Origin of the sequence: Shimia fortis (assembly GCF_040225985.1) — a bacterium.
Lineage (GTDB): Bacteria > Pseudomonadota > Alphaproteobacteria > Rhodobacterales > Rhodobacteraceae > Shimia.
In genome coordinates, this window is record NZ_JBBPEU010000009.1 from 70,594 (window position 1) to 86,323 (window position 15,730).

The window sequence follows — 15,730 nt, forward strand, 5'->3', positions numbered from 1 at the left end:
TCTGTCTTTTTTCGCATTTGGGCGGCAGATCAGGCCATGATCCCGCCATCCGAGTCATCGCCCGCTTCTTCCAGAAGGCGCGACAGGTTCGGGATGGTCACGTGGCGTTTGCCCTCAAGCTGGATAACGCCGTCCTTTTTTAGGGCGGAGATCTGCCGGCTGACCGTTTCGAGCGTGAGCCCGAGGTAATCCGCCATCGCCTCGCGGGTCAGCGGTAAATCAAATACCAGCGTGTCCTTGGTGGCGTCCAGTTTGAGTGACGCATCACGCCGTGCGATGATCGACAAGAGCGACGCGATCTTTTCGCGGGCGGTCTTGCGCCCAAGCACCAGCATCCATTCGCGAGCCGCGTCCAGCTCATCTAGCGTCATCTCGAGAAGGCGCTGCGCGATATGCGGCGTCTCCATCATCAGCTGTTCAAACGGCTTCTTACGGAAGCAGCACATCACCAGATCGGTTGTGGCCACCACGTCATAGGCCGCACCATCGCGACCGGGCCGCCCGACGAAATCGGACGGCAGAAGCAGGCCCACCATCTGGGTGCGCCCGTCTTCCATGGTTTGTGTCAGCGTTGCGATACCGGAAACAACCGACCCGACGAAATCCATCGGGTCCCCCGACCAGATGACAGTCTGGCCAGCTTCAAACGTACGATAATATTTAATCTGTTCCAACGCTTCCAATTCGTCCGTTTCGCACCGCGCGCACACGGCACGATGGCGGATCGGACAGTCCACACAATCGTGTGGCGTGTTGAGCATAGGTTCTTTGAGCATATTCATTGTTCGCGCTTGATCTGAGTCAAGGAGAGCCCTGACCGGATACGCATAAGCGTATGCTCATGACAACGAAAACACAATTGGCAAAGCTGGGGTTATTTGACGCGAAAGTGCCGCGTTATACAAGTTACCCCACGGCACCACACTTCCATAACGATGTAACTCCTGAAATTTTCAGGAATTGGATCCATGCAATCAAAGATGATTCGCAGATATCACTTTACGTGCACGTGCCGTTTTGCAGGCGTTTGTGCTGGTTCTGTGCCTGTCGGACGCAGGGCACGGCAACGGCCTCGCCCGTGGCGGCCTATGTCGAGACGCTCAAGGCCGAATTGCAGATCCTCAAAGCCTCGTTGCCGCAGGGTGTCACCCTGTCGCGCCTGCATTGGGGCGGCGGTACGCCGACCCTTCTTGAACCGGGCATGATGGAAGATCTGGCCGGGGCCATTTTCGATGTCGCCCCGATGGCAGCGAATGGCGAATTCTCGGTCGAGATCGACCCGTGCGAGGTTGACGACGCCCGTTTGCAGGTTCTGGCCGATGCGGGCATGAACCGCGCCTCGATCGGGGTGCAGGATTTTGATGACGAAATCCAGAAAACCATTGGCCGCATCCAGGGCTATGACATCACCCGCGACGCGGTCGAGATGATCCGCAGTCACGGGGTGAAAAGCCTGAATGCCGATATCCTGTTCGGTCTGCCGCACCAGACCAATGCCCGCATCACCGAAAGCGTTCAGAAACTGTTGTCGCTGTCGCCCGATCGGGTTGCGCTTTATGGTTATGCACATGTGCCGTGGATGGCCAAGCGCCAGCAGATGATCCCGTCGGACGCCCTGCCCACGCCACAGGAGCGTCTCGAATTGTTCGAGACCGCGCGCAAGCTGTTCCTGTGGGACAATTACGACGAGATCGGCATCGACCATTTCGCCACCAAGGAAGACGGGCTGGCCGTGGCACAGCGCAACGGCACGCTGCGCCGCAACTTCCAGGGCTATACCGATGACACCGCCGAGGCGCTGATCGGGGTCGGGGCGTCGTCCATCTCGCGCTTTCCGCAGGGCTATGCCCAGAATGCGCCTGCAACGTCGGCCCATACCACGGCCATCCGCGCGGGTCGGTTCTCGACCAGCCGCGGGCACGTGTTCAGCGGCGAAGACCTGCTGCGGGGCCGCATGATCGAGGCGCTTATGTGCGATTTCCGCATCGACTCGGCCGAGATCCGCGACACGTTCGGGATTTCCGAAGCAGAGCTTCAGGATTATTACGCCCACATCATGCGTGCTTTCCCGGAAATGCTGGATCTGACGGCGGGGGGATTGTCGATCCCGGTCGCCGCGCGGCCGCTGACGCGGATGATCGCGCGGGCGTTGGATGCCTATGATCTGGACAAGGCAGGGCACAGCTCGGCGATCTGAGCCGCCCGCCACATGACATGCGACTGGCAACGTTCAACGTGCAGAACATGCGTTTGCGCGCCGACCATCTGGACGGTGCGCGCGACCGCGACTTGCCTGATGACCTTGGGCCAGCGGCGGGCGTGCTGGATGACTATGATCGCAGGTTGACGGCTGGGGTGCTGGCGCAGGCAGACGCCGATATAGTCGCGCTGCAGGAAGTGTTCGATCAGGCCACGCTTGACCATTTTCACGACCGGTACTTGGGGCCCGCGGGTGCCACGCCCTATCCCTATCGCGAGTGCCTGCCGGGAAATGATGGGCGCGGGCTGGACGTGGCGATCCTGTCACGGATCAAACCCGTAGCCGTGATCAGCCATGCCGACCTGACGCCGCGCCGGGCGGGGCTGCCCGTGCCAGATGGGTTTGATGCGGATGCCCCGATCTTTCGGCGCGATTGTCTTGAGGTAACGTTGCCCGCGCTGACCCTGTTCATCTGCCACTTCAAAGCCCCCTATCCCGAGACTGGCCGCACGGCACAGGTGCGCCATCTTGAGGCACTGGCCATGCGCCAGATCATTGAGGCACGGTTCGCGGATCGGGACGAGGCGCTGTGGCTGCTTCTGGGGGATCTGAACGAAGCACGCAGGGGGCAGAACAACCTCGCACCCCTGCGTGGCAGGTTTTCGGTGGACCTGATGGCGCGGCTGCCGAAGTCGGAGCGCTGGAGCTATCACGGGGCGCAGGATGATCTTTACAGCACTCCGGACGCCGTTTTCGCCTCGCCCGCGCTGGCCGCGCGTTTTCCAGAAACCTGCCCGCGCGTGATCCGCGTCGGTATGGGGTACGAGGCCGACCGCCATGACGGGCCGCGTCTGGATACGGTGGGCACGCACCGTCCCCATGCGAGCGACCACGCGGCGGTGGTGATTGACCTGCCGGGGCTTTAGGCAGGCACCTTGATCAGGTCGGGGGCCGCCGCCAGAAGGTTGCGGGTGTATTCGGTTTGCGGATTGTCGAACAATGCCTGCGCCTCGCCCTGTTCAACCACGTCGCCCGCCTTCATCACCATGATCTTGTGACTCATCGCGCGCACCACGTGCAGGTCGTGGCTGATAAACAGGTAGGCCAGCCCGTATTTCTGTTGCAGGTTCCGCAGCAGATCAACGATTTGTACCTGCACCGTCATGTCCAGCGCCGAGGTGGGTTCGTCCAGCACCACCAGCTTGGGGCGCAGAATCATGGCGCGGGCAATGGCGATGCGCTGGCGCTGGCCGCCCGAAAATTCGTGCGGGTAGCGATCCATCGTGGCGGGATCAAGCCCGACCTCTTCCATCACCTCGGCCACCAGATCGCGCTCGCCGCGCCCGTCAGGGTTGCCATGCACGCCCAGCCCCTCGGCGATGATCTGTTCACAGGTCATGCGCGGGGACAGGCTGCCGAACGGGTCCTGAAACACGATCTGCATGTCTTTGCGCAGGTCCCGCAGTTCCTTGGTTGACCATTTGCGCACATCGCGGTTGTCGAAGGTGATCCCGCCTTCCGAGGAAATCAGCCGCATGATTGCCAGTGCCAGCGTCGTCTTGCCCGAGCCGGATTCCCCGACGATGCCCAGGGTTTCGCCTGCACGGACCGAGATCGTGGCATCGTTCACGGCCTTCACGTGGCCCACCGTCTTGCGGAAGAACCCGCGCTGGATCGGGAACCAGACCTTGAGATTTTCCGTTTCCGCCATGACAGGCGCATCCGGTGCCACCGGATCCGGCGCCCCGGCGGCGCGCGCACTAAGCAGGGTTTTAGTATAGGGGTGGCGCGGATTGCCAAAAATTTCGTCCACGGGGCCGGCCTCGACGATCTCGCCGCCCTTCATCACGCAGACCTTGTCGGCGATGCGTTTCACGATGCCAAGGTCGTGGGTGATGAACAAAAGGCCCATGTCCTCGGTTTTCTTGAGCTCGGCCAGGAGGTCAAGGATCTGCGCCTGAATGGTCACGTCCAGAGCCGTGGTCGGTTCGTCGGCGATGAGGATGTCGGGCTTGTTGGCAAGGGCCATTGCGATCATCACGCGCTGACGCTGGCCGCCGGACAATTGGTGCGGATAGGCGCCAAGGCGGCTTTCGGCGTCGCGGATTCCGACCTTCTCCAAAAGCTCGATGATACGGGTCCGCGCGGCGTCCCCCGCGATGCCCTGATGCAAGGCCAGCGATTCCGCCAGTTGCTTTTCCAACGTGTGCAACGGGTTGAGCGAGGTCATCGGTTCCTGGAAGATGAACGAGATGTCGTTGCCGCGCACCTTGCGCAGCAGGCGTTCATTGGCCCCGACCATATCCTGCCCGTCATAGGTGACGCTGCCCGAAATCTCGGCACTGGGCGGCAGAAGCGACACGGTTGACAGGGCAGTGACAGATTTGCCCGACCCGGATTCCCCGACAAGCGCCACGGTTTCGCCCCTGTCGACGGTGAAAGACACGCCCCTGACCGCTTCGACCGAGGTGCCGTCCTGGCGGAAGGCGACGCGCAGATCCCTGACTTCAAGAAGGCTCATGACTGCACCATCGTGTTCATTGCATAGATCGCCCATCCCATCGCCCCGAACACGAAACCCAGACCGCCCCAGCCCGGCGTGCGGTGGCGGGCGCGCAGCGTGACCGCATAGAGCACCGAGGCCAGCGGCACGGCCATGGCAAGGGCAAAGCGGGCCATGCCGGACGACGCGATCAGCATCTCAACCGTTCCCCAGACAAGGGCAATCCCGGTTACAAGGGCGGCGGTATTGAACAGGCCGTTCAACTGACAGTGCCATTTGCTCTCGCAGGCGGGGGTCGTCATGAAAAGGTCTTTCTGGGATCAAACGCATCGCGCACGCCTTCAAAGATGAAGACCAGCAGCGACAGCATGATGGCAAAGGTGAAGAAGGCGGTGAAGGCCAGCCAAGGGGCCTGAAGGTTCTGTTTCGCCTGAAGCGTCAACTCGCCCAGCGATGGCGCGGTCGAGGGCAGGCCGAACCCGAGGAAATCGAGACCGGCCAGGGTCGAAATCGTGCCGGTGACAATAAAGGGCAGCATGGTCACAGTCGCCACCATCGCGTTGGGCAGCATATGGCGGAACATGATGACGCGGTTGCTAACGCCCAATGCCTTGGCCGCGCGCACATATTCAAGGTTGCGGGCACGCAGGAATTCGGCCCGCACGACCCCCACCAGCGCCGTCCAGCCGAACAGGACCGTGAGAAACACCAAGAGCCAGAAACTTCGTCCGAGGATCGCAAACAGGATGATGATGATGTAAAGGCTGGGCGTCGAACTCCAGATTTCGATCACGCGCTGGAAGATCAGGTCGATCCAGCCCCCAAAATAGCCCTGGATCGCGCCTGCAATGATGCCGATGATGCTGGCCAGCGTGGTCACGATCAGGGTGAAGAAAATCGACAGGCGGAAGCCATAGATCACCCGCGCCAGCACATCACGTTTGCGGTCATCTGTCCCCAAAAGGTTGTGGCCGTTCGGCGGCAGCGGCGCCGCACCGGGGCGGTCGACGGGCGTATCATAGGAATAAGGGATCGGCGGCCAGATCGCCCAGCCCTTGTCGAACCCGTCCTCGGCATAGGTGCCGGCGTTGACCTCGGACAGGATGTCCTCGGGTTCGTCAAAACAGAAATCCACCCCGCCCGTGGCGATCAGGCATTGCACGACGGGGTCTTTATAGTCCGCCTCAGTCTTGAAATCGCCGCCAAAGGTGGTTTCGGGATAGAACTTGGCAATCGGGACATAAAGATCACCGCGAAAGCTGACCAGGATCGGTTTGTCATTGGCCAGCACTTCGGCAAACAAGGTCACGAAGAAGGCGATCGAGAAAATGATCAGCGACCAGAAGGCGCGGCGGTTGCGCTTGAAGTTGCGCCAGCGGCGTTGGTTGAGCGGGGACAGCGCCATCAGCCTTCCCTCTTCTCAAAATCGATGCGCGGATCGACCAGCACATAGACAACGTCTGTCAGAATGCCGACCACCAGGCCGATCAGGCCAAAGATGAACAACGTGCCAAAGATCACCGGATAATCGCGCGCGACGGCGGCCTCGAACCCGAGCCGGCCCAGACCGTCGAGCGAGAAGATGGTCTCGATAATCAACGACCCGCCAAAGAACACGCCGATGAACACCGCCGGAAAGCCCGCAATCACGATCAGCATGGCGTTGCGGAAGACATGCCCATAAAGAACCCGGCTTTCGGTCAGGCCCTTGGCGCGGGCGGTCATGACATAGTGTTTCTTGATCTCGTCCAGAAACGAGTTCTTGGTCAGCAGCGTCAGCGTGGCAAAGGCCGCGATGGTCGAGGCGATAACCGGCAGCGTGATGTGCCAGAAATAGTCCAGCACCTTGCCGATCATGGTGAGGTCTTCGAAATTGTCCGAGGTCAGACCGCGCAGCGGAAAGATTTTCCAGTAAGACCCGCCCGCGAACAGCACCAGAAGCAGGATTGCGAACAGGAAACCGGGGATCGCGTAGGCGACGATGATCGCGCCCGACGTCCATGTGTCGAACGGTGTGCCGTCACGAACGGCCTTGCGAATGCCCAGCGGAATCGACACCAGATAGGCGATCAGCGTGGACCACAGGCCCAGCGTGATCGATACCGGCATTTTCTCAAGCACCAGATCGGTCACGGAAATCTTGCGAAAGTAGCTCTCGCCGAAATCCAGCGTGAGGTAATTGCCCATCATGGTCAGGAACCGTTCCAGCGGCGGCTTGTCGAACCCGAATTCCTTTTCAAGCTGGGCGATGAATTCCGGCGGAAGGCCCTGTGCACCCGCATATTTGCTGCTGCCAGCCGCGCTTCCGGCGAAATCCTCGGTCTGGAGATTGCCCGCATCCTGTCCGCCCCCGGCAAAGCCTTCGAACACGTCGCCCTGCCCTTGGATCTGGGCAATGACCTGTTCGACCGGCCCGCCTGGCACGAATTGGACGAGGGTAAAGTTGATGATCATGATCCCGAGCAGCGTCGGAATGATCAGCAACAGTCTTCGGAGAATATAGGCGCCCATGCAGCGTTTACCTCAAGGCGCCATCGGCGCGCAGCTTCGCGGCCTTTTCCGCGTTGTACCACCAGAAATCAAGCTCTCCCAACGCATAGGGCGGCAGGGGCTCGGGGTACTCGTACTGGTCGTAGTAGGCAACCCATGTGCTGTCATTGTACCAGACCGGAATCATGAACCTTTCCCAGCGCAGCACGCGGTCCAGCGCCATCAGGGCGACATCGCGGTCTTCGCGGGTTTCGGTTTCCAGCGAGATATCGATGATCTTATCGACCAGCGGGCTGGCCAGACCGGCGGGGTTGAACAGCGAAAACGCCGCCTCGGCCGAGCCATAGCGTTGATGCAGGCCGGTGCCGGTGTCGAGGAACGAGACATAATTGTCGAACACGAGGTCATAGTCCCGATCCCGTTCGCGCAGCGTGTATTGGGCGGGATCGACCTTTTCCATGGTCGCGTCCACGCCCATGCGGCGCAGGTTCTGGATGAACACCTCGATAAAGGCGCCCAGCGTCCCCGAGGCCGAAGACGGAATCGGGAAGTTTAGTTTCAGGGTCTCGCCCGCCGCATTGCGGCGCATCCCGTCATCCCCAACAGCCCAGCCTGCTTCGTCCAGAAGGGCCATCGCCGTGCGCAGATTGCGGCGGTCGATTTCACGGCGCGGACTGGATTCATGGGCCATGACGGCCGGTTCGGTCAGAATTTCCTCGGGCACGAGATCGCCAAGGCTGAGGAACAGTTCACGTTCCTTGCCTTCGGGGATGCCTTTGGCTTCGTGCGGGGCCCCCTGCACAAAGGAATGGCGCTGTTTGAACAGGCCGTATTGCAGGGATTCGTTGGTCCATTCGAAATTATAAGCCAGCGCGACAGCCTCGCGGATGCGGCGGTCCTGAAGCACCTCTTTGCCAAGGTTGAACACGATCCCGTTCGGGGTGGGCGGGGTGCCGTTGGGCAGTTCTTCTTTTTTGACCCAGCCTTTTTGAATGCCGGGGAAATCATAGCCGGTCGCCCATTGCTTGGAATTGCCTTCCGCGCGGAAGGTGTATTCGCCCGCCTTGAACGCCTCGAACGCGGCAGAATCATCGGCGAAATACTCGATCCGGATCGTATCGAAATTGTGCCGCCCTTTGTTGATCGGCAGGTGCCAGCCCCAGTAATCGGGGTTGCGTTTATAGACGATGCGCCGGTTCACATCATAGCTGTCGACCATGTAGGGTGCAGAGCCGGGCGAGGTTTCCATGCGCGGCTCGTCCAGACGGGCGCCGGTTTCCTCGTACCATTTTTGCGACCAGACTGGCACGCCGCCCACCTGATCAATCAGGCTGCGCCGCGAAATGCCCTCGGCAAAGGTGAATTTCACGGTGTGGTCATCCAGCGCTTCGGCGCTGAGCACGCGTTTCCTGACGGCCTGTGCATAGGACGGCAGACCCTGATCCAGCAAAAGATTATGGCTGAACACGACATCATGCGCGGTTACGGGGGTGCCGTCGGAGAACCGGGCTTCGGGGCGCATGTGGAAGATTACCCACGTCTTGCCTTCATCATATTCAAGACGTTCGGCCAGAAGACCGTAGGCTTCGCCATAGACATCGGCAGGAAGGCCCGCGCCACCGGCAGGCGCTTCGCCCAGCAGACTTTCATACATCATCCAGCTATAACGCCCTGCGCGTCCCTTGCGGCTATAGGGGTTCATCGAGTCGAACGTACCCGGCGCCCAGAGCGCGATTTCTCCGCCTTTGGGGGCATCGGGGTTCACATAGCTGAAATGGGTAAAATCCTCGGGATAGGTCAGATCCCCGAAATAGGAATAGCCGTGGCTGCGGATGATGCCGTCATCCTCGGCTCTGGCGGTCTGGGCCGCGGCCATGAGTGCCAGCGCCGCGGCACCGGCGGCCAACCATTTGCCCAGTCGGGTGAAACCCTGCAACTCAACAGCCTGAACACGGGTGCGGGACATGGCTCCTCCTCTGGTTTCCGGACTTTGCGTCATTCTTCTTGACGCGCAAGCTAAAGTGCCACCCCACTGGACTTCAAGGCGGGAATGCATAAACAAGACGTGAAATAGCGCGCGAAAGGCAATCCCCAAAAAGAAAAAGGCCGCTGCACGGGGCAGCGGCCTTTGAAACAAGCGCGATATTGCGGCTTATTGGATCGTCTCGAGATACGCGATCAGGTTCGCACGGTCGACGGGCTTTTTCATGCCCGAGAAGGACATTTTGGTGCCCGGTGCGAATTTCTTGGGGTTCTCGATAAAGGCGTCGAGGTTTTCCGGCGACCAGGTGTCGGCCACGGCAACCAGATTGCCCGAGTAGCCAAAGCCGTCAACCGAGCCAACCGCGCGGTTCACGACACCGAACAGGTGCGGGCCGGTGGCGTTGGCGCCATCTTCCAGCTTGTGGCAGGCTTTACATTTGCTGAACGCCTTGGCGCCCTTGGCAACATCTGCCGCAGCCAGCAATTCTTCGAGGGTCGGACCGGTTTCTTCTTCGGCAGCTCCGGCGTCGTCACCACCTTCGACTTCGATCACATATGCCTGTTCGGCGTGATCGCCGTGGCCTTTGCCACCGACGTGGTACAGGGATTCAGCAACCCATGCGCCCAGCAAAAGGATCAAAAGTGACCCGCACAGTGCGCCGAGGGTCTTGGTCATTGTCATCGTGTCAAACATGCTACGTTTCCATCTCGTGGCGTTTGCGGGGTATCTATCCGCTTCCTCTTACCAAAGGCAAGGTATAGTTACCGCGACGAAACGCCCAACTTGGCGCAAAAGACGGAAAAGCAACAGATGACCAAACGCATCGCATTTCAGGGAGAGCCGGGTGCCTATTCCCACCAGGCCTGTCACGAGGCCCGCCCCGACATGGAGGCCCTGCCCTGCCATACGTTTGAAGAGGTGATCGCCGCCGTGCGGTCGGGTGAGGCCGAGCTTGCCATGTTGCCGATTGAAAACTCGACCTATGGCCGCGTGGCGGATATCCACCGCCTTTTGCCGGAAAGCGGGCTGCACATCGTGGATGAGGCCTTTGTGCGCGTCCGGATCAGCCTGATGGCACAGCCCGGCGCAACGCTGGACGAGATCGACACCGTGCGCGCGCATCTGGTATTGCTGCCGCAATCGGCCAACTTTCTGAAGATGCACGGGATTCACGGCATTGCCGCCGCCGACAGCGCCGGTGCGGCGCGCGAACTGGCCGAAAGCGGGGCCCTCAACGAAGGTGTTCTGGCCTCGGAACTGGCGGCCGAGATTTACGGGCTGGACGTGCTGGCCTCGGATATCGAGGACCACGGCCACAACACCACCCGCTTTGTCATCATGTCGCGCGAACCGGACTACAGCCGTCGTGGCGATATCGAGATGATGACGACCTTCGTGTTCGAGGTACGCAACATTCCGGCCGCGCTTTACAAAGGTATGGGCGGTTTTGCCACCAACGGCGTCAACATGACCAAGCTGGAAAGCTATATGGTGGACGGGTCGTTCACGGCCACGCGGTTCTATGCCGATATCGAAGGCCACCCCGACGACGCGCCGGTCCGCCGTGCGCTGGAGGAGCTGGACTATTTCACCAACTCTTTGAATATTCTCGGAGTTTATCCGGCGGCCAAACCGCGTCACCTCGACTGACGCAGGACCATAGCCTCAGGCCGTTTCAGGCCATCTTGGAATAACGGTCTTCGAGGTCTTCGGCATAGGCCAGCATACGCTTGTCCAGTTTCTTGGTGATGTTGCCCATGGCCAGTTTGGCCGATTGCAGCAACAGCCGCGCGGTCAACGTCTTGGGTTTCATCGTCGACCGCAGGATCAGGCGCGTGCGGGTCCGTGACAGAGCGACAAGTTCAATCTCAACCCGCGAATCAAGCCCCTGCATGGTGCTGCTCAGCGCGACCTGATTGGGACGGTCGAATTCAACAACCTCGAGTGTCATCTCGCGGGTTTTGCCGCGCAGATCAAAGCGGATGTCCCAACTGGCCCCCACCCCGGGTACTTTGAGCGCATCGGTGCGCGACACCTCGGCGCCGCGTCGCATCGCCGAGCGTTCATGCCGTGCAAAATCGGTCACGAGTTCGAACGCCTGCGCGATCGGGACGTCCATGTCTGCCTTCGAAGAAATTTCCATAGCACTGCTCTTGTGATGTTTTTGTCAGTTTTGCGTTAATCCAACCGATCCGCAAGCCAGTTGCGCAGCAGGAAATGCGCAATGGCCCCTTTTCGGGCGGGTTTCAGTACGGGATGTAGCCCGGCAAAGGCCTGCATCATCTCTTCGCGGCTGATCCACATCGCATGTTCAAGCTCGTTCGGGTCCAGCGTGATCTCTTCTGTCAGAGCTTCACCCCGGCACCCAAACATTAGCGAGGACGGAAAGGCCCAAGGCTGGCTGGCGAGATAGCAAACCTCTCCGACCTTGATGCCCGATTCCTCGGCCACCTCACGCCTCACCGCAGCCTCGAGTGTTTCGCCAGGTTCGACGAACCCTGCGAGCAGCGAATACATGCCCTCGGGCCAGCCGGGGCTGCGCCCCATCAAAACTTTGTTACCGTGGGTAATCAGCATGATCACCACGGGGTCGGTGCGCGGGAAATGGTGACCGCCGCAACTGGGACAATCCCGCTGCCATCCGGCCATCGCCATAACACTTGGCGCGCCGCACAGCGCACAAAACATGTGCGACCGGTGCCAGCCGAACACGGCCTTGGCCGTGGCCGCCAGTTCTGCGTCGCGCGCGTCCAGACGGGTCATCAGCCCGCGCAGTTCGGCAAAGACCTGTCCGTCCGGCAAGAGCGGGTGCTGCTGTTCGCTGCGGTCAAGAAAGCTGTTGAAACTTGCGTCATCCAGATCCGGGGGCGTCCACCCCGAGAGATCGAAGGCGAAGCAATGGCCACCATTGTCTCCACTGTCTTCACGCCCGAGATAGACGGGGTTCGGGTTTGCCTCGGCCAGAACGGGATGATCCATCGGCAGCCGGACCAGATGGTCAAGCGCCTCGCCACCGACAAGCGGTTTGCCCCGCCACAAAAGGATCGCTGTCGTTTCGGCCTGTTCCCGTGCCGCATTGAGGGCCGCCTCGTCGCCCCGGATATGGGCAAACCGGTCCAGTCCGGACCCGCCAAATGTCACTGTCTCCGCGTGTTTCATATACGCCTCCTGCTTGACCCCGCTTGCCATGTGTTGGGCAGGCGGGCAATGGAAAGCTGTCTTTGCGCCTCAGAAAACGGGTTGGTGATGGACACGGTGGGACAATTCACCTCTTGTGCAAGGGGCCTGCTGATGATTCCCTAGAGACACAGGTTGGTCGTACCAAATTGTTTTCTTTCCACTATTTCATGCACACATGGCCATGACATCTGATTTGACCCTTTCGCCTGATGACATCGTGCTGACCGTGCTCGCGACCAGCGACGTGCATGCGAACCTCTTGTCCTACGACTATTACGCGGACCAGCCGAGCGAACGCCCTGCGCTCAGCCGCCTTGCCAGCCTGATCGCGCGGGAACGTGCCTTGAGTGCCAATACCCTGCTTCTGGACAACGGAGATTTTCTTCAGGGGACGCCGCTGTCTGATCTTTTCGTGGATCTGACCCCGCCCGAGACATTGGAAAACCCCGTGATCACGGCCATGAACCACCTTGGCTATGATGCGGCAGCCTTGGGCAACCATGAATTCAACCTGTCCTTGGCAGACCTGAAGGCGACGCTGGCGCGGGCGAGGTTTCCCAAACTCTGCGCCAACCTGATAGCCACAGACCCCAGTGCCGAACTCACCAAGGACATCTGGCTACCTGACACAGTGCTTGAGCGCAGCGTTACCGATGGCAGCGGGCGGTCGCACACACTCAGGATCGGCCTGTTCGGGGTCATGCCGCCGCAGGTGCTGAGCTGGGATCGTTCGCGAATCGGTGAAAAGATTCGGGCCGAGGACATTCTTGTGGGCGCGCGCCGGTCTGTGGATCGCCTGAGGGCGCAGGGCGTCGATCTGATCATCGCGCTGGCCCACACCGGGCTGAGCGCAGGCCCCCATGTCGCGGGCATGGAACATGCTGCGGCAGCGGTGGCTGCCCTTGACGGGGTCGACGTGGTGGTGGCCGGACATTCGCATCTTGCCTTTCCCGGTAGCGGCCAACCCGACGACGCGGCGTTTGACCACGAGAACGCCCGCATTCACGGCACGTCGACGCTCATGCCCGGACCAGGGGGGCGATCTCTGGCCAAGTTCACGCTGGTGCTGTCGCCCTGCGATGCGGGGTTCCGGCTTGGCGCGGCCAAGGCCGAGCTGGCAAGCGGCGCCCCGGCGCTGGTAGCGGAAGACCCGGATTTCGTCCGTCTTCTGCAACCCGCACATGACTGGCTAATCAGTGAAATCCGCAAACCGGTCGGGCATACCGACCGTCCCCTACACAGTTATTTCGGCCTCTTGCCGGGCAATCTGTGCCTTCAGGTCATTGCCGATGCGCAGGCCCGCTATGTTCACCAGAAACTGCGGGGCACCCCCTACGCCGACCTGCCCCTATTGTCGGCCAGCGCCCCCCAGAAATGCGGCGGTCGAGGCGGGCCAACCCACTATACCGACGTGCCTGCGGGTCCGATTGCCCTGAGCCACATTACGGATATCCAGTATTTCCCGAACGAAATCTGTGCTTTGCGCATGACGGGCGCCGAACTTGCCGACTGGTTGGAAATGGCGGCGAGCATCTATCGACAGGCCTTGCCCGGTCGGGGCGACCAGCCCTTGGTCGATATTTCATTTCCGCCCTACAACAGCGACACAATCTTTGGCCTGACCTATCAGATCGACCTGTCCCAGCCGGCCCGCTATGGCACGGATGGCGGCTTGCGCAGTCCGGCCACGCGCCGCGTGCAAAACATCTGCCATAAAGGCGCCCCTATCGACCCCGCCCAGGACTTCGTGGTGGCCGTGAACAACTATCGTGCGGGCGGCGGCGGATATGTCCCGCATGTCGCGCCGGACCGAATCATTTTCGAGGACACAACCAAGGTGCGCGACTTGATCATCACCCATTTGCAGGCGATTGACGGACAGGTCGGCGCGGCGCGGACCCCGTGGCAATTCACACCCGTTCCCGGCGCCGCAGCCACGTTTGCAACCACCCCCGCAGCGGTTTCGCACCTGTCGGACTCACGCCGCCTGTCGCAGATCGGCGCAACGCCGGACGGGTTTCTGCTGTGCCGTTATGATTTGACCTGATCTCGACATCTTGCATCACCCGCCCCAAACGCCTATATCCCGCATCGAGAGGTTGGCGCGGGCAAGCGCCTCGCCAACCTGGTCAGGACCGGAAGGTAGCAGCCACAACGAGCCCCGCTTGGGTCGATGTCCAACCTCTCACCCACAAAGTACCCGGAGGATACATGGAGAATGTAGCACCCTTCCGGGCCGTAGCTGCCTGAAACAGGACGCTTCTGCCCGATGAACCTGCACTGCGCGACCCTTGGTTTGCGCAACTGATTGATTCATTCTCGGGACTTCAAAACAATGACCCAATATTCACTGCCTGACCTTGGCTGGTCGGCATACTTCCGTGCGCAGGTTTCGCCAGACGATGCCGCGCGCGCCGTGCGCATCACCTCGGTGGCGCGTGACCGCCTGTTCGTGTCAGGACCGGACGGCAACCTGACCCTGTTGCCACCCCCCAAGACATCTACCGCGGCCTTTGCCGTGGGCGACTGGGGGATCATGACCGCGGATCAACAGCGGCTTGAAAGGGTGCTTGAGCGCCAGACCACGCTCAGCCGTCGCGCCGCCGGCACATCGGCCGAAACCCAGTTGATCGCGGCCAATGTCGATACGCTCGGGATCGTGACCTCGTGCAATGCCGACTTCAACCAGGCGCGACTGGAACGGTATCTGGCGCTGGCATCCGGGGCCGGGTGCCTGCCGCTGGTGATCCTGACCAAGGCCGATCTTTGCGAGAACGCGCGCGAATACGTGCGGCAGGCCGAACGCCTGTCACCGCTGGTGACCGCACTGGCCCTCAATGCGCAGGCACCGGATGATGTCGCGCGGCTTGCGCCTTGGTGCCGCAATGGTCAGACCCTTGCGTTGGTGGGCAGTTCCGGCGTCGGCAAGTCGACGATCTCTAATGGCCTGACCCAAGCGCATCTTGCAACGCAGGGCATTCGCGAGGATGACGCCAAGGGCCGCCATACCACCACCGCGCGCGGCCTGTTTCGCACGGTGCATGGCGGGTGGCTGATCGATACGCCCGGCATGCGTGCCCTTCGGCTGGCCGGGACCGCTGACGGGATCGACGCGGTATTCGACGATATCGCGCAACTGGCACGAAACTGCCGGTTTTCAGACTGTCAGCATGACTCCGAGCCGGGATGCGCGGTGCAAGAGGCGATTGCGCAGGGCACCCTGTCGCCCGACCGTCTTGTGCGCTGGAACAAACTGTTGCGCGAAGACGCCCATAACAGCGCCGCGCTGCACGAGGCCCGCGCGAAGGACAAAGCGTTTGGCAAGATGGTCCGCTCGGTGATGCAGGAAAAACGCCGGCGAAACCGCTGATCC

General features: G+C 61.0%; 14 protein-coding genes and 1 other RNA gene. 6 read left to right on the plus strand and 9 right to left on the minus strand.

Features of this window, described 5'->3' with window-relative positions; genetic code table 11:
- Positions 1 to 29: 29 nt before the first annotated feature.
- On the minus strand, positions 30 to 776 hold the full coding sequence (gene fnrL, locus WNE31_RS13915) for a transcriptional regulator FnrL (RefSeq protein WP_349980603.1): 747 nt from the start codon (positions 774 to 776) through the stop codon (positions 30 to 32).
- A 65-nt stretch (positions 777 to 841) separates the two neighbouring features.
- Here fnrL and hemN point away from each other — a divergent pair, with 65 nt between their 5' ends.
- Together hemN and WNE31_RS13925 are read left to right on the plus strand one after the other, a co-directional pair.
- Positions 842 to 2,197, plus strand: a complete 1,356-nt coding sequence (hemN, locus tag WNE31_RS13920; RefSeq protein WP_349980466.1) for an oxygen-independent coproporphyrinogen III oxidase — start codon at positions 842 to 844, stop codon at positions 2,195 to 2,197.
- A gap of 17 nt (positions 2,198 to 2,214) precedes the next feature.
- The gene (locus tag WNE31_RS13925) at positions 2,215 to 3,126 is read left to right on the plus strand and encodes an endonuclease/exonuclease/phosphatase family protein (protein ID WP_349980467.1); all 912 of its coding nucleotides are present in this window, start codon (positions 2,215 to 2,217) and stop codon (positions 3,124 to 3,126) included.
- On the opposite strand, the gene WNE31_RS13930 is transcribed toward WNE31_RS13925, so the two are convergent.
- The 6 genes from WNE31_RS13930 to WNE31_RS13955 all read right to left on the minus strand — a co-directional run bounded on the left by WNE31_RS13930 (position 3,123) and on the right by WNE31_RS13955 (position 9,870).
- Positions 3,123 to 4,721, minus strand: coding sequence for an ABC transporter ATP-binding protein (locus WNE31_RS13930; RefSeq protein ID WP_349980468.1), 1,599 nt, complete (start codon positions 4,719 to 4,721; stop codon positions 3,123 to 3,125). The two genes, WNE31_RS13925 and WNE31_RS13930, sit on opposite strands and share 4 nt — an antisense overlap.
- Positions 4,718 to 5,005 carry a hypothetical protein gene (locus WNE31_RS13935; RefSeq protein WP_349980469.1) on the minus strand — a complete coding sequence of 96 codons (288 nt, stop codon included), beginning with the start codon at positions 5,003 to 5,005 and terminating at the stop codon, positions 4,718 to 4,720. Before WNE31_RS13935 ends, WNE31_RS13930 begins: the two co-directional genes overlap by 4 nt.
- Positions 5,002 to 6,108, minus strand: a complete 1,107-nt coding sequence (locus WNE31_RS13940) for an ABC transporter permease (RefSeq protein ID WP_349980471.1) — start codon at positions 6,106 to 6,108, stop codon at positions 5,002 to 5,004. Before WNE31_RS13940 ends, WNE31_RS13935 begins: the two co-directional genes overlap by 4 nt.
- Complete coding sequence (locus WNE31_RS13945) at positions 6,108 to 7,214, minus strand: microcin C ABC transporter permease YejB (protein ID WP_349980473.1); 1,107 nt, start codon at positions 7,212 to 7,214, stop codon at positions 6,108 to 6,110. Before WNE31_RS13945 ends, WNE31_RS13940 begins: the two co-directional genes overlap by 1 nt.
- 7 nt (positions 7,215 to 7,221) lie before the next feature.
- A complete protein-coding gene (locus tag WNE31_RS13950; RefSeq protein ID WP_463407436.1) occupies positions 7,222 to 9,159 on the minus strand; it encodes an extracellular solute-binding protein in 1,938 nt (645 codons plus the stop codon).
- Positions 9,160 to 9,345: 186 nt separating this feature from the next.
- Complete coding sequence (locus WNE31_RS13955) at positions 9,346 to 9,870, minus strand: c-type cytochrome (protein WP_349980474.1); 525 nt, start codon at positions 9,868 to 9,870, stop codon at positions 9,346 to 9,348.
- Positions 9,871 to 9,987: 117 nt separating this feature from the next.
- Between WNE31_RS13955 and WNE31_RS13960 the strand changes: the two genes are divergently transcribed.
- Positions 9,988 to 10,827 (plus strand): prephenate dehydratase, encoded by an 840-nt coding sequence (locus tag WNE31_RS13960; protein ID WP_349980475.1) that lies wholly within the window; start codon positions 9,988 to 9,990, stop codon positions 10,825 to 10,827.
- 25 nt (positions 10,828 to 10,852) lie between these two features.
- On the opposite strand, the gene WNE31_RS13965 is transcribed toward WNE31_RS13960, so the two are convergent.
- On the minus strand, positions 10,853 to 11,320 hold the full coding sequence (locus WNE31_RS13965) for an SRPBCC family protein (RefSeq protein ID WP_349980476.1): 468 nt from the start codon (positions 11,318 to 11,320) through the stop codon (positions 10,853 to 10,855).
- Between the two features lie 35 nt (positions 11,321 to 11,355).
- Positions 11,356 to 12,336 (minus strand): NAD(+) diphosphatase, encoded by a 981-nt coding sequence (gene nudC / locus WNE31_RS13970; protein WP_349980478.1) that lies wholly within the window; start codon positions 12,334 to 12,336, stop codon positions 11,356 to 11,358.
- 202 nt (positions 12,337 to 12,538) lie between these two features.
- On the opposite strand from nudC, the gene WNE31_RS13975 reads away from it, so the two are divergent.
- The 3 genes from WNE31_RS13975 (at position 12,539) to rsgA (ending at position 15,727) form a co-directional block, all read left to right on the plus strand.
- Complete coding sequence (locus tag WNE31_RS13975) at positions 12,539 to 14,404, plus strand: bifunctional 2',3'-cyclic-nucleotide 2'-phosphodiesterase/3'-nucleotidase (RefSeq protein ID WP_349980480.1); 1,866 nt, start codon at positions 12,539 to 12,541, stop codon at positions 14,402 to 14,404.
- A gap of 45 nt (positions 14,405 to 14,449) precedes the next feature.
- Positions 14,450 to 14,548, plus strand: an RNA gene (gene ffs / locus WNE31_RS13980) — signal recognition particle sRNA small type.
- A 144-nt stretch (positions 14,549 to 14,692) separates the two neighbouring features.
- Positions 14,693 to 15,727, plus strand: a complete 1,035-nt coding sequence (rsgA, locus tag WNE31_RS13985; RefSeq protein WP_349980482.1) for a ribosome small subunit-dependent GTPase A — start codon at positions 14,693 to 14,695, stop codon at positions 15,725 to 15,727.
- Positions 15,728 to 15,730 lie beyond the last annotated feature (3 nt).